Source organism: Pseudoalteromonas sp. SWXJZ10B, assembly GCF_015864475.1.
GTDB lineage: Bacteria > Pseudomonadota > Gammaproteobacteria > Enterobacterales > Alteromonadaceae > Pseudoalteromonas > Pseudoalteromonas arctica.
The window spans coordinates 309,426-331,013 of the sequence record NZ_JADYXD010000001.1; the positions used below are offsets into that span (position 1 = coordinate 309,426).

A 21,588-nucleotide genomic window follows, 5' to 3' on the forward strand; every position below is an offset into this window, starting at 1 on the left:
GAGTGGAAAAAATCTGGCTTAAGCGCTACCCAGAGGGTATGCCTGAAACAATCGATCCTGAGCATTACAACTCGTTACTCGAAGTGTTCGAAAAAAGTTTTTCTGATTACAAAGATCTACCTGCATTTACTAATATGGGTAAAACGTTATCGTATGACGAAATTGACACCGCAACCAAAAAAGTTGCTTCCTATATTCAAAATGATTTGGGTCTTAAAAAAGGTGACAAAGTTGCCGTAATGATGCCTAACTTACTGCAAACACCAGTCACAATTTTAGGTGTTTTGCGTGCAGGTTGTGTGGTTGTAAATGTTAACCCACTTTATACTGTGCGCGAATTAGAGCATCAGTTAAAAGATTCCGACACTACCGCTATTTTCATTCTAGCAAACTTTGCTGACACGCTCGAAAAGTCACTTGCTCATACCGATGTTAAACACATTGTAGTAACGCAAGTAGGCGATATGGTTGGCGGGCTTAAAAAGCATATAGTTAACTTTGTTGTGAAGCACATTAAAAAAATGGTGCCAAAATTCAACTTACCGAACACAATTAACTTTTCAGACGTTTTAGCTGCGGATGAAGCTAAATACACGCGTCCTGAAATGAGCTTGTCTGATCTTGCTTTTTTACAGTACACCGGTGGCACAACAGGTGTATCTAAAGGTGCAATGCTTAGCCACGGTAATATGGTCGGTAACCTTGAGCAAGTTTCAGGTTGTTTAGATAAAGTGTTAAATCGTGGTACAGAAGTCGTTATTACTGCTTTACCGCTTTATCATATCTTTGCTTTAACAGCTAATTGCTTAACGTTTATGAAATACGGTGGCTTAAACGTACTTATTACTAATCCACGTGATATGCCTGGGTTTGTTAAAGAGCTTGGCCAACATAACTTCACCGCTATTACTGGCGTAAACACACTATTTAATGGTTTATTAAATACTCCAGGTTTTGCTGATCTAGATTTTAGCCACTTAAAAATGTCGTTAGGCGGTGGTATGGCGGTTCAACGTCCTGTTGCCGAAAAATGGCAAAAAGTGACTGGTTCAAAACTAATGGAAGGCTACGGACTTACTGAATGTGCTCCTTTAGTTACTATTAGTCCTTTTGATTTAAAAGCATACAATGGCTCTATTGGTTTACCTGCGCCTAATACCGATATTAAGTTAATGCTTGATAATGGTGAAGAAGCCGCAAAAGGCGAGCCAGGTGAGCTTTGGGTTAAAGGCCCGCAAGTAATGGTTGGTTATTACAAACGACCAGATGCAACCGCTGAATGTTTAAAAGACGGCTGGTTTGCTACAGGTGATATTGCGACTTATGATGATGAAGGTTTCTTCTTTATTGTAGATCGTAAAAAAGACATGATCATTGTATCTGGCTTTAATGTTTTTCCTAATGAGATTGAAGAAGTAGTGGCTATGCACGAAGGTGTACTTGAAGTTGCTGCTATTGGTATTCCTCATGATGTAAGTGGTGAACAAGTTAAAGTTTTTGTTGTGAAAAAAGACCCTTCTTTAACTGAAAAAGATATAATAAGTCACTGTCGTGAAAATTTAACTAATTACAAGGTCCCCAAACTGGTAGAGTTTAGGGATGAGTTACCTAAAACTAACGTAGGTAAGATACTCCGAAGAGCCTTGAAAGATTAGCAACCTATAAAAAAGCCGACATATGTCGGCTTTTTTATTGTAGGAGATTAAGTGCAATACCAATTGATCGAAACCCAAAATCAACTGAACACTTTTGTTGAACAAATAAAAAACAAACCTATTTTAGCTATCGATACTGAGTTTATGCGTCGTCGTACTTTGTATCCTGAAGTTGCACTTATCCAAGTTTTTGATGGTGAACACTTAGCACTTATAGATCCATTAGCTGAGCTTTCACTATTTGATTTTTGGGAAATACTAAAAGATCCCGCAGTTTTAAAAGTACTGCATTCTCCTTCAGAAGATATTGAAGTTTTTCAAAAGTACGCAGGCTTTGTTCCAGCCCCGTTATTTGATACACAATTTGCATTACAATTACTTGGTGAAGGCAACTGTATGGGTTTTGCCCTTATGGTAAAAGAGCTGCAAGGTATTGAAATAGATAAAAGTGAGTCACGTACTAATTGGCTACAACGCCCGTTAACTAAAAAACAACTAGATTACGCTGCCGCTGATACATTTCATTTATTACCATGTTTTGAGCTGATTATCGATCGCATTAATGCCGCTGGCTTTTTTGATATTGTAATAAACGAGAGTGAGCTGATTGCTAAAAAACGTGCATTTCAGACCCCAGACGAGCTTTTATATAAAGATATTAAAAATGCATGGCAACTTAAACCGCACGAATTAGCGGTGTTAAAAGAGCTTGCTGTATGGCGAAGAAACAAAGCCATTAAGAAAAATTTGGCACTTAATTTCGTGTTAAAAGAACATAACATGACTGAAATTGCTAAGCGCGGCCCTTCAAGTTTAAACGCTCTTAGGCAAATTCCAGGTGTTGAGGCTATTGAAGTTAATCGCTCTGGTGTAGATATAATAAAGTGTATTGAAGTTGCTAAAGAAGTCCCAGATGCTGAGCATCCAGATGTGCTTAAGCGCTTAATTGATTTTCCTACCTATAAAAAAGTAGCGAAAGATATAAAACAAAAAATCACTAAAGTAGCTAAAGAGCACAATATACCAGAAGACGTTATGGCCTCTAAAAAGCAAATCAATCAATTGATTAGTTGGAATTGGAAGTTAACGCCTGATCAAAAACAGAGTCATATAAAGCCTGACTTACTGAGCTCTTGGCGATATACCTACGTTAAAGACGCTTTAAAAGAATGGGATACTTAAGAATAAATATTTTCTTTAACTGTGTAATACTTATCTATAGTTTTTGTGTTACATAGTTAAAAGTTTTAGTTGCACGAAGGGGATTAAAACGTAGGTATTTAGAAAGTTATTGCGAAAATAAAGAGGGCGCTTATAAAGCGCCCTTTCTTCAATTACTTCTTTTCTTCATCAGGTAGTGTAACGTTTAGCTCAAGTACGGCTAAATCGTCTTCGTTCTGATCAAACTGAACCTGAACTGCATCGGTACTTACGTTCACGTATTTACGGATCACATCTAAAATGTCTTGTTTTAATTGTGGTAAGTAATCCGGCGTTCCTCGTTGAGAACGCTCGTGCGCGACAATGATCTGCAATCGCTCTTTTGCTAGTGACGCACTGTTTTTCTTTTCTGAGCGGAAGTAGTCAAGTAAAGACACGTTAACCTCCAAAAATCCGTTTAAATAAGCCTTTTTTCTCAACGTCTAAGAAGCGAAAATCGACGGTTTCACCTAGTAAGCGATTAATTGCATCAGAGTAAGCTTGGCCTGCATCAGATTCTGTATCTAATATAACAGGTTGGCCTGAGTTTGAAGCACTTAACACCGCTTGCGATTCAGGGATCACACCTAGCAGTGGAATTGATAGAATATCTTGTACGTCTTCTACCGATAGCATTTCACCTTTTTCAACACGACTAGGGTTATAGCGTGTTAATAGTAAGTGTTCTTTAATGTTTTCTAGGCCTTCTTCAGCTCGTTTTGATTTGCTGTGTAGAATACCTAAAATACGATCCGAATCTCGAACTGACGACACTTCTGGGTTTGTTGTCACAATTGCTTCGTCAGCAAAGTACATTGCCATCATAGCGCCAGCTTCAATACCTGCTGGTGAATCACATACGATGTAATCAAAGTCTTCTTTTAATTCGTTTAGCACGCGCTCAACACCTTCACGGGTTAATGCATCTTTATCACGAGTTTGTGAAGCGGGTAGTAAAAATAATTTATCTACACGTTTATCTTTAATAAGCGCCTGGTTAAGTTTTGCCTCACCATTTATTACGTTTACAAAGTCATAAACAACACGGCGTTCACAACCCATAATTAAATCTAAGTTACGTAAACCAATATCAAAGTCGATAATAACTGTTTTATAGCCTTTTAACGCTAAGCCTGTGCCAATTGCAGCACTTGATGTTGTTTTGCCAACACCGCCTTTACCAGAGGTAACGACAATTACTTTTGCCATGAGATTTATCCTTTAACCAAAGCTGAAATTTCTAATGATTCGTCTTTTTGTTGTATTTGCACTGCATTTCCCCAATGTTCACCTTGTAGCGAATCACTGATCCAGTAGTTACCATCTATTGAAACTAGTTCGGCTTCAAGTTTTTGGCAAAAAATGTGTGCTTCTTTAAAACCTTTTGCGCCTGCAATAGCGCGGCCGCGTAACGTGCCATATATATGTACATTACCATCGGCAATAACTTCAGCGCCGTGACTTACTGCACCAAGCACGATTAAATCGCGGTCTTTTGCGTAAACTTGCTGGCCAGAGCGAACGGTACCGCTAATAATTTGCGCCGGCAAATGCACTGTTTTTTCTACAATAGACGTATTAGCCTCTTGTTTAACAGGTTCGCTCTTAACGTCTTGTGAATAATTTAAAACAGATAAGCCAGCCGCTTTAGCTTGGGCATGTTGCTCATCAGAGCCATTACATACACCAACAGCGTTAAAGCTCATACGCTCGATTAATGACTTTAAGTGTACAAAATCAAGTGAACTGTTTTTAATTTCAATTAAATTAACAACAATAGGAGCACCCTCAAAAAACTTAGGGGCCTGGGCTATTTTTATATATAGTTGTTCTGCTAAAAGGTTTATATCAGTACTATAAAGATGCAAAACTGATAACGTAAAAAGATTCCCTTTTAACTCAAAAATTTGGTCCGACATACACGCTCAATTGAATTGTCTGATTAGAAATTAATTTTAGATAAACGTAGGCTGAATAGGGCCTTTATTGAAATTTCTAATCTAATTTTTCTAACTTATTATTACTCTCATGTTATAGTGTGCGGCATTGTTAAGCAAGAATTTATAGGGTCATAATGCTCACTGCAGTATATAAAAGTAAGAAAAAAGCGGATACGTTCTTATTTGTTGAAAAAAGAGATGATTTTGACAAAGTTCCGGAACCTTTAATGGCTATGTTTGGTCAACCTCTTTATGTGATGATCATCAACTTAGCAAAACGTGAGCATTTAGGTGGGTCTGATTTAGAAGCTGTAAAAGGTGCACTAAGTGATCAGGGTTATTATTTACAACTTCCTCCACCGGAACAAAATTTGCTAAGTCAGTTACGAAAAGAAAATGGAGTTGATAGTGATTAAAAAACTTATCGTTATATTATGTGGTGTATGTTTAAGCTCATCTGTGATGGCAAAAACACAGGCCGAATTTCAAGATTATTTAGCAAATTTAAAGCAAGAAGCCATCTCAAAAGGCTATGAAGCAAAACTTATTGATGATGCTTTTGCAACAGCAACATATAAAGAAAAAGTGGTTTCGGCTGATAAAAACCAACCAGAAGTAAAAGAAACCCTTGAAACGTATTTACCAAAACGCGTACCACAGTGGAAAATAGACCGCGCACGCAAGCTTTATGCAGAAAACAAAGATGTACTTGAAAAAGTAGCGAAAGAGTTTGGCGTACAAGCACGCTTTATAGTGGCATTGTGGGGACTTGAAAGTAACTTTGGCGCTATTCAAGGTGGCCATAATGTTATTTCGTCACTTGTTACACTTGCTTTTGATGGACGCCGAGAAGCGCTTTATAAACGCCAACTTTGGGCTGCACTCGACATTTTAAAATCGGGCCATATCACGCTTGATAAATTTAAAGGCTCATGGGCAGGCGCAATGGGGCAAACGCAATTTATGCCAACTTCATTTAATGCTTACGCGGTTGATTACAATAATGATGGCCGTAAAGATATTTGGACCACAAAGGAAGATGCTTTTGCTTCAATTGCTAACTATTTAAAGCAAGAAGGCTGGAACGACTCTCTTACGTGGGGTCGCCAAGTACAGTTACCTGAAAACTTTGATAGTAAATACGTTTTGGTGCGTGGTACAAAAACGCGCAAGCAGTGGTTAGAATATTGGAACGACTCAGAGCGCTCATTAGCTGATTGGCAAGCACTGGGTGTACGTAAAGCTGATGGCTCTGATTTACCTAATGTGGACGTACGTGCTGCGCTGGTTATGCCTGATGATATAAATGGCCGTATGTATTTAGCGTACGACAACTACAAAGTATTTATGCATTGGAATCGTTCGTATTACTTTGCTACTAGCGTAGGTTACTTGTCGGATAGAATTGGTTATCCAAAAATCTAATTATTAAAATATACATATAAATAAAGCCGCAATTGCGGCTTTATTCTTTTTTGAATATCTTATCTTTTAAGTCAATAACTTTACCAATTCCAGAACCTAGCTTCATCAGCTTATTAAGTTGCTCTGGCGTTAAACGTTGCAGCTCTGATGACCATTTAGTGACAGTTTCAAGTAGGTTGTGAATTTCCCCCATTTGTTTTTGTGCATAAAGCTCATCGTCGTTACTGGCTTCATCTAATAAGTTATCGCGTAGTAATGTTAAGGTGGGCTCAATTTCGCGCTTTTTACGTTCTTCAAATACGCGATTTGCCATATCCCAAATATCGCCAGCAGGGGCGTAGTACTCTTTTCGATCGCCAGGAATATGCTGCACTTTAATTAATTGCCACGATTGCAACTCTTTAATACCCATGCTTACATTACCGCGAGAAATACTAAGCGCATCTGCAATCTCATTGGCTGTCATTGGATTTTTAGTAATAATCAGCAAACCACACATTTGCCCAATCGTACGATTGAATCCCCAGCGGCTGCCCATCTCACCACAATGCATTACAAAGGCAAAATTCTTTTCGGATAAACTCATAGCTTAGTAACTTTCAGTAATTTCAGAAAGTAAATGCTAGCACGCTCATTTTGGATAGCAAGTTCTTAGCCATTTTATAAATTGATTTTAACGACTAAAGTATGATTTAGATTAATATTTATACATTTATATTGGGATATGTTGTACACAACAATACGTAAATAAATCCTTTTTTTTAATTTTTTCACATACGATGGAATGACTATGAAAGCTGCAATTAATAATGAATACAAAGGTAAATTACAAATAACAGATCTGCCAATTCCTGAGGTTGGAATAAACGACGTTTTAGTAAAAATAGCCGCTTGTGGCGTTTGCCACACCGATTTACATGCTTGTCATGGTGATTGGCCGGTAAAGCCAAAAATGCCATTAGTTCCAGGGCATGAAGGAGTTGGTGTTATTGATAAAGTTGGAAGCAACATTAAGCACTTAGAAGTTGGCGATAGAGTGGGTATTCCTTGGCTCTATAGTGCATGTGGGCACTGTGAGTTTTGCCTAGATGGCAAAGAAACACTGTGTTTATCGCAGCATAATACGGGTTATTCTATTGATGGTAGTTATGCTGAATATTGTTTAGCGCATGGTGATTATGTTGTAAAAATACCTGAGGGATTAGGCTTTTCTGAAGCTGCTCCATTATTTTGTGCAGGTGTTACAACCTATAAAGCATTAAAGGTATCCGGTGCTAAACCAGGGCAGTGGGTTGCTATTGTTGGTGTAGGCGGGCTTGGTCATTTAGCAGTACAGTACGCTAAAGCAATGGGTTTTAGTGTAATAGCTGTTGATACAGGTAAAGAAAAACTCGCGCTTGCTAAAGAGCTTGGCGCAGATATAACACTCGACTTTAAAGAAGTTGTTCCTAGCGAAGCTATTTTTGAACAAGTAGGTGGCGCGCATGGCGTTGTGTGTACTGCGGTATCTAAAGCTGGGTTTGAACAAGCTTATAAGAGTGTACGCCGTGGCGGTAAATGTGTATTAGTGGGATTACCTCCAGAGGATATGCCGCTTCCTATTTTTGATACTGTGCTTAATGGCGTGTCAGTAGTGGGCTCTATTGTTGGTACACGTAAAGATTTGCAAGAATGCTTGGAATTTGCAGCGCAAGGTAAAGTAAAAGCGATTATTGAAGAAAAACGCTTAGAGGACATTAACGAGATTTTTGATGATATGCTCAAAGGTGAAATTAACGGTCGCATAGTGGTTACTATTTAATCTAAATCAATCGTTTAAAAACACAAAAAAGCACGGCTTCTAAATTAGAACACCGTGCTTTTTAAGTATTTAACTAACCTGAGCTCTGCTTGAGATAGATTTATTATCCAGAGTTCAGGTTAGCTAGTTAAAGTGTGTAACTAAAACTTAGTTTTGCATTACGCTCTTCGCCTGGCATACCACCTAAAAACATTGCTTTTGAGTAATATTTTTTATTAAACAAATTATTTAAGTTTAACTGCATATGCCATTTATCAGTTGTATACGATACCGCTGTATCGTAAATCGTGTAACTTGGTACGTAACCATCAGGAATCGAGAACGAACTTGAATTAGTACTTCTGTTATCTACAAACGTAATACCACCACTTATATTTACAGCTTCAGGTAAGTTAAACATATCCGCGTAGTAGGTCACCCACGTACTTGCTGTTACGTAAGGCACACCTTTTTGGCGTGTGTCGTAACTGCTGCTGTTAGGATTACTTTTGTCACGTGCATCTTGATAAATACCGTTTACGTTTACTTTCCATTTATCATTTAAGTAAGCGTTTAAATCAAGTTCAATACCTGTTGTTTCTTCTTTACCATCATAATAGCTTTCAGGTACATTTGAGCCTGATGTTAAAGCGTCATAAAGCGGATTTGCGTATTCTAAATTAGTACGAGAGCTTTCGAATATAACAACAGAAGCCAGTAGTTGATCATCAAACGCTTTAAATCTAAAACCTAAATCGTTACTCATTGATTCAGAATCTTCTCTGTCTGCTTCATTACCCGCAACAGATCCCAATACACTATACGCTGTACGACCTTTTGAATGATTTACAAATACAGATAAATCTTCAGATGGCTGATACGTTGCACCCAGGTTATACGTTAAGCCAGAATCTGATGTACTCGCTTCAGGTGTTGGCTCTGCGCGGCTTGAGCTATAGCGCTCATCTACACCAAAGTGCTCGTAAGTTTGCTCAATGCGGTTATATGCTACACCAATACGCGTTGTAAGCTCTTCAGTAAGATAACCAACATGTTGAATGCCTAAGCCCCATGCTTGTACTTTTTTATTGTAGTCGCTGGTTTTAAGTGGATCGAAGTCATCAAAGTTGCCAGATGGCCAATTTGGTTCTCTTATATCGTAAATATACGGCAATGAACCTTGGTACGTTACATCACCAGCATCGTTTGTGAGTACGTAATCTTGATCCCATATTGAGAATTGTTTAAAACGAATATCTCTATCTTCGTAGTTTGCGTTAATAAGTAATTCGTTATCTACGTCGCCTAACATAAAGTCATAACGTAAATCTAAAAAGTACTGCCATGATTTTTCATCTGCTTCTACTTGGCGGTATTCTTGGCGGCGTGCTGCATACGGGTAAAGTACACCGTCTTCAACTAACGGAGCACGTGGGTCATTATTTATAATTCCATCACGAGTAGAGTAAACGTAGTTATAAGCACCTGTTTGGCGCGCAAAACTTGATGTGTAGTTACGGTACTGTAGTTGCTGGTTTAAAAACAAATCGTCAGTAATGTAATAGTTATGCGTTAATTTAAAACGCAGTTCTTCACCTTCGTTAGCATCAGCCATTGGTGAAATAATACCATTTGTGCCAAAGCTATAAGGTGTTAATCCATCAGATGCAGATAGCGAATTAGCAAGTTGGTCGCGTTGTGCATCACTTAACTGTACGCCGCTTCCTGTCGGATCGTTTACTAAATCGGCACCGGTTACTTCACCCGCGCTTAAACCATTTGCAGTTTCTGCATTGTAAATACGAATAGGGTGGCCAATAGAATCAACCGCTATTTCATCTTTTATATATGCTGCAGAAAGCATGATGTTTTGTCTGTCGTTTAGTACGTATTTAAGCGAGGTATAAATTTCGTCGCGATCTTCTTTTAAATCGCGAAAGCCGTCACTTGACGCTGTTTTAGCCATTACACGATAGGCCAAGTCATCTGTTATAGCGTTAGTGCTATCAAACGATAATGAATAGCTATCCCACTGGCCAAGCTCAGCCGATACTTTGTGTTTTTCTTCAAACTCTGGCTTTTTCTCTATTAGGTTAATTACGCCACCCGCACTACCAATGCCATATAAACCTGTTGCTGGGCCTTTTAAAACCTCAACAGATTCAACATTTGTAAGTGAACGAGTTGGGTTAAATGTATTACCCAGGCCTGCACCACCATACATACCATCGTAGGTGTAGTTTGCATCTAAACCACGAATTACTAAGTTATCACCAATACCGTAGTTATTACCTGCTTGTGTTAAACCACTTACGTTTCTAACTAAATCTTGTAGGCTATCTACACCTTGAGATTCAATAAGTTCACGGTCAATAATCACAACCGGTGCAGGTGTTTCCATTAAAGACATGTCTGATTTAGTAGCAAGACCTGAGCTCATCACCACGCGGTTTTGTTTTTCGTATACGCTGATGCGTTCAATATCAGCATCAACTTGTGTATTTTGGGCAAATGCCATATTTGCATTTAAACAAGCAAGAGTAATAAGAGAGTACTTAAACGTTTTCATAGAGTGATAACTATTCGCGTTATTGAATTTGCGCGAATGATAATGGTTATTGTTTTTAAAGTGAATAGAAAGTTCATTTTATTTGATTAAATAAAACTGTTCGGATAATTAATAAACAAAACCAAGCATAATAAAGGTACGTTGTACCTTTATTAGGATGTTTGAGATGGGTGAGGGGTTTATTAAGACTAAGTAAGCTCAGCCTTAATAGCGTGTATTTACAATTGGTTTTTATAAACAACACCTGCTTTCATTAAGAAGGGTACTGACTCTAAGGTTTTAATGTTTTTAAGAGGGTTTGCTTTTACAGCAATTATATCAGCAGCAAATCCGGTTTTAATTTGTCCTAACTGAGTATCCATTTTTAATAACTTAGCGCTATTAATAGTGGATGCTTGAATGGCTTGTAGTTCTGTCATGCCAAATTCAACCATGCGGCTAAACTGTTTTGCATTATCTCCGTGCGGGTAAATTGCTGCATCCGTTCCAAAGACCATTTTCACACCCGCTTTTACAGCACGGCTAAAGCTATCACGTTGCCTTTTTGATACTTGGCGTTCTTTATTTAGATTTTCTTCGTCTACGCCATTTTGCTCGCCATAAGTTAGCGTGTATTCGGTGTTATAAATATCCATAGAAAGCCAAGTTCCATGCTCTTTGGCAAGGGCTATGGCTTCGTCATCTAAAAAGCTGGCGTGCTCTACGCTATCAACACCTGCTTTAATGGCTGTTTTAATCCCGCTTGTACCGTGTGCATGAGCTGCAACAGGTAAATCTCGCATATGGGCTTCATCAACAATGGCTTTCATTTCTTCAAAAGAATACTGCTGTGCACCTACTTTAGTCCCTTTTGAAAATACTCCACCTGTGGCGCAAAACTTAATAGCGTTTGCCCCGTATTTAATATTTTCGCGTACTTTTATACGCGCAGCCCATGGACCGTCTGCGACGCCACTTGAAGTATATTTAAGCTCAGGAGGTAATCGGTTGTTATCACAGTGCCCGCCGGTAATTCCGAGTGATGGCCCCGCAGCCCAAATACGAGGGCCAACTATGTCACCCGCATTTATGCCGTCACGCACCGCTATAACGCTGTAACCTTCTGCGCCAACATTACGTACAGTTGTAAATCCGGCTTCTAAGGTTCTTTTAGCAAAATGAGCCGCTTTAATCGCCATACGCGGTACCGATTGGCCTAAACGTTCACTGCGCGGCACTGTCGGATCGCTTGTTAAATGCACATGCATATCCATCAAACCTGGCATAAGGGTTAAATCAGGTAGTTGAATATATTTATCATCTTTAGTCAGCGTTGGTTTTTTATTTTGTTCAATGTTTGTAATTACGCCATCATTAATAGTAATTAAGGGGGATTTAATGAGCTTGCCATCTTCAACATCAACCATGGCTTTAGCCGATAAGTAAGTAACGGCATGGGCATTAAAAGTGGTTAAGCAAAGTAAGGCAATAGAGGTACTGAGTAGTCGTTTTTTCATTTTATTTTTCTTTTAAATCATATTTGAATTAATAGAAATGTAACAAGCCCAGATAAAAGTGCAAATTTAATACGATGAATGCAATCTATCGTAATTTCTTTATTAAGCACGGTTTAATGCGCATAATTGAACAACGATATTAAAAAGGATTATCATGAAATCAATTAAATTAGCATTAGTTGCCAGTGGCGTTATGTTTGCTTTAAGTGGCTGTATGAATACTGAGCTTAGTACACACACTAACACCAGTGCGCAGCTAAACACCGTTAACGCATCGGCAGGTATTGTTTCAGAGCTTTCGGCAGAGCAACAGCTCGATGTACTTGTTGCACAGTATTACGATGAATCGCTTACATATAGCCCTATAAGCGCAACGTATAGTGGCCGTAACGAGTTTAACGATCAATTTACGCCAGAAATCTCAAAAGAAAATAGAGCAAAAAAAGCGGCTTTTTATAAAAAATATCAACAGCGATTAAACTTTATAGATAAAGCACAGTTAACAGGGCAGTCGCTTTTAAGCTTTGAAATATTAGAGCGTGACCTTGCACTAAAATTAGAGGGCATGCAGTTTCCTGATTATTTACTACCAATTAACCAAATGGCGGGTGCGCATAACACCTTTGCAGGTTTTGGTTCAGGTCAAAGTGCTCAGCCGTTTAATACAGTTGAAGATTACACTGCTTTTATGTCGCGCAGCGAAGGTTTTGTAAAGTGGCTAGCTAGTGTAGAGCGCTCAATGGCACAAGGCATTAAACTAGGTATTACGTTACCAAAACCACTTGCTGAAAAACTGCAGCCACAATTTGCAGCTCATGTAGTTAAAAATGCTGAAGACTCACTATTTTGGGGACCAATTAAAAAATTACCAGACTCGTTTAGCGCACAGCAAAAGCAAAAAATTACAGCGCAGTATCGCGAACTGATTATGCAGCACTTACTACCGGCTTATAAAAGCATGAGTGACTTTTTAGCTAATCAGTATATTCCTAATAGCCGTGAGAGCGTTGGTTATAGTGATTTACCAAACGGTAAAGCATGGTACGAATACCAAATTAAGAAAAACACGACGCTTAGCTTATCTGCAGACGAAATTCATGAGATTGGTTTAAGTGAAGTGTCGCGCATTTTAAGCGAAATGAAAAAAGTAAAGGAAACCGTAGGCTTTAAAGGCGAGTTATCTGAATTTTTTGACCACTTACGTAATTCAGACGAGTTTTACTATAATACGCCTGAGGAGCTAATTGCGGCATATGAAAACGTTAAGAAAAAAATAGATGCGCGTTTGCCTCTGCTTTTTAACATAGCACCAAAAGCACTTTACGTTGTAAAAGCGGTTGAAGCTTACAGAGCGCAGTCGGCTGCAGGTGCGTCGTATGCATCTCCTGCACCTGATGGCTCTCGCCCAGGCATTTTTTATATCAATACGTATAACTTAAAAGCACAGCCGAAATTTTTACTCGAAACCTTATCGATTCATGAAGCAGCGCCAGGACATCACTTTCAAATAGCTTTGCAACAAGAAATAGACGGCTTACCTGACTTTCGCAAATTTGGTGGTTACACCGTATTTGCCGAAGGTTGGGCACTTTACGCAGAAAGTTTAGGCAAAGAGCTAGGCTTATTTACCGACCCTTATATGTGGTACGGACGTTTATCAGACGAGCAATTACGTGCAATGCGTTTAGTGCTTGATACTGGTTTTCATGCAAAAGGGTGGACGCGTCAACAAGGTATAGACTACATGCTTGCAAATTCGTCTATGGCTAAAAGTGATGTAATTGCTGAAGTAGAGCGCTATATAGCATGGCCAGGCCAAGCGCTTTCTTACAAGTTAGGGCAATTTAAAATTCAAGAATTACGTGATTTTTCTAAAAAAGAACTCGGCGATAAATTTGATATTAAAGCGTTTCACACGCAAATATTAATTGATGGCGCATTACCAATGCCAATACTAGAGGAAAAAATTAAGCGTTGGGTTAAATCTCAAAGCTAATTTTTAGCGCAAAGCCAGTACTTTGAAAGGGTATTGGCTTTGCGCCATTTGCAGCAATACGGTAGAATGCGCGCTCTTTAGGGGGCACGAGTAAACTATGTTTGATCAACAATTAGCAAATACACAATTTTGGCTTAAAAAAAGCTTAAGCGACATGAGTCAAAACGAATGGGAAGCCATTTGTGATGGATGCGGAAAATGTTGTTTAAATACGTTTATTGATAGCGAAGATGAAGACGAATTTACCGCCACCGATCAGTTACGTGAAGGTGAGCAGTTAATATTTACTAATATTGTGTGTCAGTATCTTGATAACAACACCTGTGGTTGTAGCGAGTACGAAAACCGCCAAACGCTTGTTCCTTCTTGTGTAAAACTCACAAAAGAAAACCTCAAAGACATCTTTTTTATGCCGCAAAGTTGCAGTTACCGCCGTTTACACGAAGGGCGTGGCTTGGCTTCTTGGCATCCGTTATTAAATAATGGCGATAAAACAAAAATGCACGAGTTAGGGATTTCTGTAAAAGATAAAACAGTAAAAGATTGTGATGTGAAACTAGACGACTTTGATTTATACATTGCAGAGTGGCCAACAAAGGACGCTGATTAATGAGCAAACAACAAGCGGTAATTGGTTTAATTAATCCTAAAAGCCCGACTAATGTTGGTGGCGTATTGCGTGCTGCAGGGTGTTACGACGCTAAACAGGTTTTTTTTACTGGTAATCGTTATTTAAACGCCAAGAAATTTCATACCGACACAAAAAATGTACTTGAGCGTATCCCGCTTACCGAAACTGATAGTTTAGAAGTAGTAAAGCCAGAGGGTGCAACCGTTGTTGTTATTGAACTTATTGAAGGTGCAACGCCTTTACCTGAGTTTAAACACCCTGAAAACGCATTTTATATATTTGGTCCTGAAGACGGCTCAATCCCAAAAGATGTTTTAAAGTGGTGCGATGAGGTTGTTTATATTCCCACTATTGGCTGCATGAACTTAGCGGCTACTTGTAATGTGGTTTTGTACGACCGCTTAGCTAAATTAGGCGGCGTTGAGAGCAGCGATACAACAATTATAAGCTCGCGCGATACAAATAATAAAATGAAATGGGAAAAAGCATCTGATTAAGGTTTATCAGTGCAAAAGGTTTAGTTGTAACTAAACTTAAAAACATGATTAATCATAAATAGATTTTTACATGCGCTGGTTTTATTTTATATTATTACTGACAAGTAGTAATTGTTTTGCAGAAACGTCAGTTGAATATTATCAAAATGGTATTCAACATGTTTTAAATGGGCATCATCACAAATCAGGAGTGCTCTATGAAGCGAAAACTCCCAAGCAAATACTTCATCTAGCTACTCTCGACTGGCCTCCTTATATTGGTAGTAATTTATGTAATAAAGGATGGGTTTATCAGTTTTCTATTGCCTTATTAAATAGTAAGGGCTACAGCGTATATATTGAATTTTTGCCTTGGGCAAGAGCTGTACGAAATGTAGAACTAGGCAAAGCTGATATATTAATGCCTGAATACTTTATAGAAGATACAGCCCCCTCCGATTATGTTAATGGTAAAACACGTCGAGAATTACTTGGTTTATCTAATTCGTTTAAAGGTGGCGAAATTGCATTTTTAAAACGAAAAGGTGATAAGGATCGTTTCACTGGAAACTTAAAATCGCTTAAAGGGCAAAAAATTGGGGTTGTTCGTGGGTATCAAAACACACCTGAGTTTGATGCCATGATGGATAATAATGAGTTTGAAATTATTACCTCTGTTGATGATTTACAGCTTGTTCAGCTACTGGTTGCTAAGCGTGTTGATTTGATTATAGGCGATCCCGACGTTTTAAAGTTCTCAGTTTATTACTCCTCTTTGAGTAAATCTGAAAAAAACACCTTGCTTTCATCCATTGAAAAAGAAAACACCCCTTTGCAATACAACCCTTTATATTTTGCCATTAGTAAGCTTACACCTAACTGGCTTTTAGTATTAGAGGATATAAACGAAGGGCTTTATCAGTTTCATAATAGTGGCGAGATAGACCGTATTATCAATACGACAAATACTCAATGCAAACCATAAAATTGGAACGTTCCTTTGTTGCACTGACTAATTTATATATAAACATGTAGAATCGTTTTCAACTTGTTAATGGAGTGAAAACGACGTGAGTGAAATAAATACAAATCAATCATTCGCGGTCAACGAACAGCCTAATAAAAATTATCTGTTTCCACTGACTGCAATGACGACCCTATTTTTTTTATGGGGTTTTATTACTGTTTTAAACGATGTACTAATACCACGATTAAAAGGCGTATTTGATTTAAGCTTTTTTGAAGCGATGCTAGTACAGTTTTGCTTTTTTGGTGCTTATTTTATTGTTTCTATCCCTGCGGGGATTTTAGTTAAGCAGTTTGGTTATAAAAAAGGGATTTTAACTGGTTTAATTGTGGCTTCAATTGGCTGTATGTTGTTTTATCCTGCTGTTGTAGTACATGAGTACTGGCTATTTTTGAGCGCTTTATTTGTACTTGCCGCTGGTGTAACGGTGCTTCAGGTTTCTGCCAATCCTTATGTTGCAGCTCTTGGGAGCGAAAAAACAGCTTCTTCTCGTTTAAATTTGGCACAAGCACTTAATGCGCTTGGTACTACCGTTGGGCCTTATGTAGGTGGTTTATTATTTTTTGGTACAGCAGGTAGTCTTGCTGCTTCTGCAGCAACTGCTGAGTCTGTAAAAGTGCCTTATTTAATGCTTGCTGGTGCCTTATTACTTATCGCTATTATATTTGCCTTTATAAAGCTTCCAGAAATTGAAGCCCATAAAGAGGAAAATAATGCTGCAGTAGAATCTCGTTCATTAACTCAAGCACCGCACTTAACTATGGGTGTACTTGCTATATTTTGTTATGTAGGTGGGGAGGTTGCCATTGGCAGCTTTTTAGTTAACTACTTTGGTGAGGCGCACATAGCAGGACTTGAAGAGCATACTGCGGCTGCACTTATTAGTTATTACTGGGGCGGGGCAATGGTAGGGCGTTTTATTGGCTCTGTATTATTACAAAAAATAGCGCCTTCTAAGGCGATCGCATTTAATGCATTTAGTATTATTTCGCTATTGCTGATCACCATTTTTACTCAAGGTGACGTCGCTTTATATTCAGTATTGGCAATTGGTTTATTTAACTCAATTATGTTCCCGACTATATTTTCAGTTGCAATCGAGCGACTAGGATCATTGACCAGTAAGGGTTCTGGTTGGTTGTGCTTAGCTATTGTAGGTGGTGCACTTGTACCATTACTGCAAGGGTTTATAGCTGACACAGTAAATATACAGCAAAGCTTTTTTGTTCCAATGCTATGTTATGTATTTATTGCATGGTACGGATTAAATGTTGTTCGCTTAGCAAATAAGTGGAAATAACAGACTATACAAGAGTGACTGAATACGTATTCAGTCACTTATAAAGCCACATTTAATAGGAACGTTCCATAAGTAATTAATACGAGTCACAATTTATTTCAATATTAGTCAGTTACCCCCTACAGCCATTTGTTTTTTAATCCTTTATCCTTATTTTTATCTAATAACCTAGTCACAAGCCTTATTTATTAGGACATTTAGCTAAATTTTTGCTAAAACTGTATGGATAATAAAGATAAATAATAAAAAGGATGTATATGCTTAACTCGTTGAAATTTACTTCCAAAGTGACTATTGCAGCCTCTTTAATTTTGGTTTTGGTGCTAGGGTTATTTACTTTTAATAACTACATTGCGATGCGCAAGCAAACCGAGCAGCAGTTAAGCCTAGTATTACAACAAAATTCCGAATCTGTTTCACAAAATATAGCGAGTTGGTTAAATGCAAAGTTGGCGATTGTTATATCAATTGCTAAAACCCATAAAGCTAATGATTCTAAAGTACTCACCCTTTCACAATTAAATACTGCAGAGCTTGCCGGAAGCTTTAAAAATACGTATATAGGTAAATCCAGCGGCACGTTTATATTAAACGATCAATCAGTTGTTTTACCTGCTGATTTTGATGCGACCTCTCGCCCTTGGTATAAATTAGTCGAAAACAAATCAAATACCGCTTTTACAACTCCCTATATTGATGTAACAACTAACGAGCTTACAATTTCAGCGGTAGTACCCATGCTACAAAATGGCCAGTTTAGCGGCGTTGCAGGTGCCGATATTGATATGCAAACAGTTACTAAAATTATTAACGATATTGATTTTTTAGGTCTCGGTTATGGTTTTTTACTCGATAACAAAGGTCAAGTGTTAAGCCATCCTAATGCTAAGTTAAACTTAAAAAATACATCAGACATTTTTGGTACTAATACGCCCTTGCAAAGTGAGTTTACCCAATACGAGATAAACGGTGAGTCTAAGCTTATTTCGTTTACAAAAATTAGTGGTATTGAAAACGTAGATTGGTACCTAGGTGTTGTTATCGATAAAGATAGAGCATATATGAGTGTATCGACCTTTGGCCAAACTGCGGCCGTTTTTATGGTGATAGGGATCATTACTATCATTATTATGATGCAGCTTTTATTACGCTATTTAATGCAGCCTATGAACCGTTTAAACGATGCCATTAAAGATATAGCACAAGGCGAAGGCGATTTAACAAGGCGCTTAACCGTTGAAAATGATGATGAGTTTGGCGACTTAAGCCATTCATTTAATATTTTTATCGAAAAAATTCAGCATTCAATAGAGCAAGTAAAAGAGTCCACAGAGCAATTAGATACAGCAATTGAGAGCTTGGTATCACAAACACATTCATCGCTGTCTATGTATGATGATCAAAGTAAACGAACCGATAGTGTTGCAGCGGCTATTAACCAGTTTTCAGCTACATCAATGGATATTTCAAATAATGCAGAGAGTGCATCTCAGCTTGCTAAAAATGCAGATGAGCACTCAACACAAAACCAAGAAGCATTAAGTCACAGTGTTACAACCATCCACCAGCTTTCAGCTAATATGGAGAAAGCTCAGCAAACTATAAATAGTTTAAATACGCACACAGCCAGTATTGGGCAAGTGCTTGAAGTTATTAAAGGTGTAAGCGAGCAAACTAATCTATTGGCACTAAATGCAGCAATAGAAGCCGCTAGAGCAGGAGAGGCAGGACGCGGTTTTGCCGTTGTAGCAGATGAAGTACGCCAATTAGCACACCGCACTCAACAATCAACGCAAGAAATTGAAGATACGGTGAGCCAGTTACAAAAAGGCTCAAACCTTGCTGTAGAGCTTATGAAAACAAGCCTTCAAGACAGTGAAAAAAGCGTACAACAAGCAGATGCCGTCGGCAATTTAATGAGTCATGTTATACAAGCTATTAAGCAAATTAACGATGCAAATCATTCTGTAGCCAGTGCAACCGATGAGCAAAACCAAGTTGTTAAGTTATTAGATACTGATATTCAAACAATTAGTGCGCTTTCTATACAAGGCAAGGCTAACTTAAATGACACACTTAACGAATGTACCAAACTAAAACAGCAGTTTAGTGCTTTAGAAAATATAGTTCAAAAGTTTAAAGTATAAAATTAATGACTAAAAAAAATGTAAATAAACCAAACTGGCTCAGTCTAATAAATATCGACAGTGTTTATAGCTCAGACATGCAACGCAAAGCGTTTTCTTTATTTACCATGATTGGGATATCAATTGTGGTGATTGCTGTATTAGTGTTTTTGAATTATAAGATTTACTCACCGATACTCACTGCTTCATTAATTATCGTTAACATTACAAATATAAGCTGTTCTATCTACTTTATAAGAACGGGTAATCTTCAAGTAGTGGCATTAATAAGTATGAGCATTGTGTGCATGATGTTTGTTGCACTTGTTTATACCGGTGGTAAAGATAACACCGCGCTATATTGGCTTATGTTTTATCCTGTAGTGACGTTTGCATCTTTAGGGGTCAGATTAGGTGCTTGGTTAGGTTTTACTTTACTGTTTTCTTGTATTGTTATTTTATACGGCCCTGATCTTGGTCAAGTTAGCTATGGCGACGTAGAAAAAACACGATTTATAGCGTCCTTTTCTATGGTGTTTTTATTCTCATTTATTGGTGAGTATTTTAGGTATAAAAGCCACATGGCTATTGCCGATATTACGCTAGAGCAAAAACAAGATGCTTATACCGACCCCCTTACTGGTATAGCAAACAGACGTTTTATTACCTCTCATTTTTTAAAGCTTGCCCAAGCACGCCGAGAGCAGTACTTACCTTTTTCAATTTTGTTAATTGATTTAGATAACTTCAAATCTTTAAATGATACGCATGGTCACGATTTTGGTGATACGGTATTGATTGAATTTACCAAGCTCCTTGAATCTCAGTTTTTGGCAACTGCGTTAAAGGCCCGTTATGGCGGTGAGGAGTTTGTTGTTATTTTACCGCAGGTTACTGTTGCTACAGCCACTGTAATAGCAAACAAATTTCGAGAGGCTGTTGCAGGGCACGTTATATTTACTGATGACAAGCAGCGTATTTCAATCACCTGTAGCATTGGTATTTCCCAAGTAAATAAAGTAACTGATTATGATGATTCGTTAAAACAAGCTGATGAAGCTCTTTATAGTGCAAAGGCTGCTGGTCGTAATAGTGTCGTCTCGAACTAGTTGAAGGATTAATATGTCTCAAAGTAAATTAATATATGTTCATGACCCAATGTGTAGTTGGTGTTGGGGTTACTCACCAACCTGGCTTAAGCTAAAATCAGAGCTTGCTGGTAAAGTGGCAATAGAATATAGAGTAGGTGGCCTAGCACCCGATAGCCAAGACCCAATGCCACAAAATATGAAAGAGATGCTTGAGGGGACTTGGCATAAAATTTCAGCGCAGCTAGGCACTCAATTTAATTATGATTTTTGGCGCAATTGCCAGCCAAGGCGTTCAACGTATCCCGCATGTAGAGCCGCACTTATAGCGCGTAAAGCGGATAAAGAAGCTCAAATGGTGGCTGCAATTCAAAATGCTTATTACCTAAATGCGCAAAACCCGTCAGATGAAAGTACATTAATTAGTTTGGCTGAAAAGATTGGCTTAGATAAAAATGAGTTTACCGTGCAGCTAACGTCAAGCGAGCTTAATGATGAATTTAAAGCTGAGTTATCCTTTGTTCGTACACTACCAATCCAAGGTTTTCCCTCACTAGTGCTTATTAAAGGTAATAAAGCATACCCAATTGAAATAAATTACACCGATTGGCATTATTCCCTTAATCAAATTAATTCAATTTTAAAATAATCCAGCCTGTTTATAGGGCATTTGGCTAACAAATGCTCTTATCATCTTAAAAACCCCCTCGTAAGTCTTAATTATTACCACTGTCATAAAATCGACTTTTTTGCGCAACATCCTTGTCATGTTTCATCTATAAACTCCTGCTCATTGAAATTATTAAGTCATAAATTATTTATATAACAAAGTTTATGACCTAAAAAAACAAACTAGCAAATCCGCTAACTAACGAGTAA

General features: G+C 38.1%; 19 protein-coding genes. 13 read left to right on the plus strand and 6 right to left on the minus strand.

Annotated elements, in window-relative coordinates:
• The first annotated feature begins 2 nt into the window (after positions 1 to 2).
• Positions 3 to 1,655 carry a long-chain-fatty-acid--CoA ligase FadD gene (gene fadD, locus I6F54_RS01380; RefSeq protein ID WP_165727984.1) on the plus strand — a complete coding sequence of 551 codons (1,653 nt, stop codon included), beginning with the start codon at positions 3 to 5 and terminating at the stop codon, positions 1,653 to 1,655.
• A gap of 51 nt (positions 1,656 to 1,706) precedes the next feature.
• Positions 1,707 to 2,837: a ribonuclease D gene (rnd, locus tag I6F54_RS01385; protein ID WP_165727983.1), complete on the plus strand. Its 1,131-nt coding sequence runs from the start codon at positions 1,707 to 1,709 to the stop codon at positions 2,835 to 2,837.
• A 152-nt stretch (positions 2,838 to 2,989) separates the two neighbouring features.
• Here the strand turns inward: rnd and minE are convergent, their stop codons facing one another.
• From minE to minC, 3 genes are read right to left on the minus strand one after another with little or no spacing between them, the layout of a single operon-like run.
• Complete coding sequence (minE, locus tag I6F54_RS01390; RefSeq protein ID WP_004334706.1) at positions 2,990 to 3,253, minus strand: cell division topological specificity factor MinE; 264 nt, start codon at positions 3,251 to 3,253, stop codon at positions 2,990 to 2,992.
• A 1-nt stretch (position 3,254) separates the two neighbouring features.
• Positions 3,255 to 4,064: a septum site-determining protein MinD gene (minD, locus tag I6F54_RS01395; protein WP_165727982.1), complete on the minus strand. Its 810-nt coding sequence runs from the start codon at positions 4,062 to 4,064 to the stop codon at positions 3,255 to 3,257.
• A 5-nt stretch (positions 4,065 to 4,069) separates the two neighbouring features.
• Positions 4,070 to 4,774, minus strand: a complete 705-nt coding sequence (minC, locus tag I6F54_RS01400; RefSeq protein ID WP_197139410.1) for a septum site-determining protein MinC — start codon at positions 4,772 to 4,774, stop codon at positions 4,070 to 4,072.
• Between the two features lie 155 nt (positions 4,775 to 4,929).
• Between minC and I6F54_RS01405 the strand changes: the two genes are divergently transcribed.
• Both I6F54_RS01405 and I6F54_RS01410 read left to right on the plus strand, forming a co-directional pair.
• Positions 4,930 to 5,211, plus strand: coding sequence for a YcgL domain-containing protein (locus tag I6F54_RS01405; RefSeq protein ID WP_007583270.1), 282 nt, complete (start codon positions 4,930 to 4,932; stop codon positions 5,209 to 5,211).
• Entirely contained in the window at positions 5,204 to 6,220 is a 1,017-nt protein-coding gene (locus I6F54_RS01410; RefSeq protein ID WP_007583269.1) for a lytic murein transglycosylase, read from the plus strand. Before I6F54_RS01405 ends, I6F54_RS01410 begins: the two co-directional genes overlap by 8 nt.
• Before the next feature lie 40 nt (positions 6,221 to 6,260).
• Here I6F54_RS01410 and I6F54_RS01415 read toward each other — a convergent pair whose 3' ends face one another.
• Positions 6,261 to 6,806 (minus strand): GbsR/MarR family transcriptional regulator, encoded by a 546-nt coding sequence (locus I6F54_RS01415; protein ID WP_010552940.1) that lies wholly within the window; start codon positions 6,804 to 6,806, stop codon positions 6,261 to 6,263.
• 204 nt (positions 6,807 to 7,010) lie between these two features.
• Here I6F54_RS01415 and adhP point away from each other — a divergent pair, with 204 nt between their 5' ends.
• Complete coding sequence (gene adhP, locus I6F54_RS01420; protein ID WP_197139411.1) at positions 7,011 to 8,021, plus strand: alcohol dehydrogenase AdhP; 1,011 nt, start codon at positions 7,011 to 7,013, stop codon at positions 8,019 to 8,021.
• A 127-nt stretch (positions 8,022 to 8,148) separates the two neighbouring features.
• On the opposite strand, the gene I6F54_RS01425 is transcribed toward adhP, so the two are convergent.
• Both I6F54_RS01425 and I6F54_RS01430 read right to left on the minus strand, forming a co-directional pair.
• Positions 8,149 to 10,569 (minus strand): TonB-dependent receptor, encoded by a 2,421-nt coding sequence (locus I6F54_RS01425; protein ID WP_197139412.1) that lies wholly within the window; start codon positions 10,567 to 10,569, stop codon positions 8,149 to 8,151.
• A gap of 218 nt (positions 10,570 to 10,787) precedes the next feature.
• Positions 10,788 to 12,065, minus strand: a complete 1,278-nt coding sequence (locus I6F54_RS01430) for a Xaa-Pro dipeptidase (RefSeq protein WP_197139413.1) — start codon at positions 12,063 to 12,065, stop codon at positions 10,788 to 10,790.
• Positions 12,066 to 12,219: 154 nt separating this feature from the next.
• On the opposite strand from I6F54_RS01430, the gene I6F54_RS01435 reads away from it, so the two are divergent.
• The 8 genes from I6F54_RS01435 (at position 12,220) to I6F54_RS01470 (ending at position 21,358) form a co-directional block, all read left to right on the plus strand.
• Positions 12,220 to 14,061: a DUF885 domain-containing protein gene (locus tag I6F54_RS01435; protein ID WP_197139414.1), complete on the plus strand. Its 1,842-nt coding sequence runs from the start codon at positions 12,220 to 12,222 to the stop codon at positions 14,059 to 14,061.
• Between the two features lie 97 nt (positions 14,062 to 14,158).
• Positions 14,159 to 14,671 (plus strand): YcgN family cysteine cluster protein, encoded by a 513-nt coding sequence (locus tag I6F54_RS01440; RefSeq protein ID WP_165727974.1) that lies wholly within the window; start codon positions 14,159 to 14,161, stop codon positions 14,669 to 14,671.
• Positions 14,671 to 15,189 (plus strand): RNA methyltransferase, encoded by a 519-nt coding sequence (locus tag I6F54_RS01445; RefSeq protein WP_165727973.1) that lies wholly within the window; start codon positions 14,671 to 14,673, stop codon positions 15,187 to 15,189. Before I6F54_RS01440 ends, I6F54_RS01445 begins: the two co-directional genes overlap by 1 nt.
• Positions 15,190 to 15,259: 70 nt before the next feature.
• Positions 15,260 to 16,153, plus strand: coding sequence for a substrate-binding periplasmic protein (locus tag I6F54_RS01450; RefSeq protein WP_197139415.1), 894 nt, complete (start codon positions 15,260 to 15,262; stop codon positions 16,151 to 16,153).
• Between the two features lie 85 nt (positions 16,154 to 16,238).
• Positions 16,239 to 17,495, plus strand: coding sequence for a sugar MFS transporter (locus tag I6F54_RS01455; protein WP_197139416.1), 1,257 nt, complete (start codon positions 16,239 to 16,241; stop codon positions 17,493 to 17,495).
• 257 nt (positions 17,496 to 17,752) lie between these two features.
• Positions 17,753 to 19,642 (plus strand): methyl-accepting chemotaxis protein, encoded by a 1,890-nt coding sequence (locus tag I6F54_RS01460; RefSeq protein WP_197139417.1) that lies wholly within the window; start codon positions 17,753 to 17,755, stop codon positions 19,640 to 19,642.
• Positions 19,643 to 19,647: 5 nt separating this feature from the next.
• The gene (locus I6F54_RS01465; RefSeq protein ID WP_197139418.1) at positions 19,648 to 20,730 is read left to right on the plus strand and encodes a GGDEF domain-containing protein; all 1,083 of its coding nucleotides are present in this window, start codon (positions 19,648 to 19,650) and stop codon (positions 20,728 to 20,730) included.
• A gap of 13 nt (positions 20,731 to 20,743) precedes the next feature.
• Positions 20,744 to 21,358 carry a DsbA family protein gene (locus I6F54_RS01470; protein WP_165741236.1) on the plus strand — a complete coding sequence of 205 codons (615 nt, stop codon included), beginning with the start codon at positions 20,744 to 20,746 and terminating at the stop codon, positions 21,356 to 21,358.
• Positions 21,359 to 21,588: the final 230 nt, after the last annotated feature.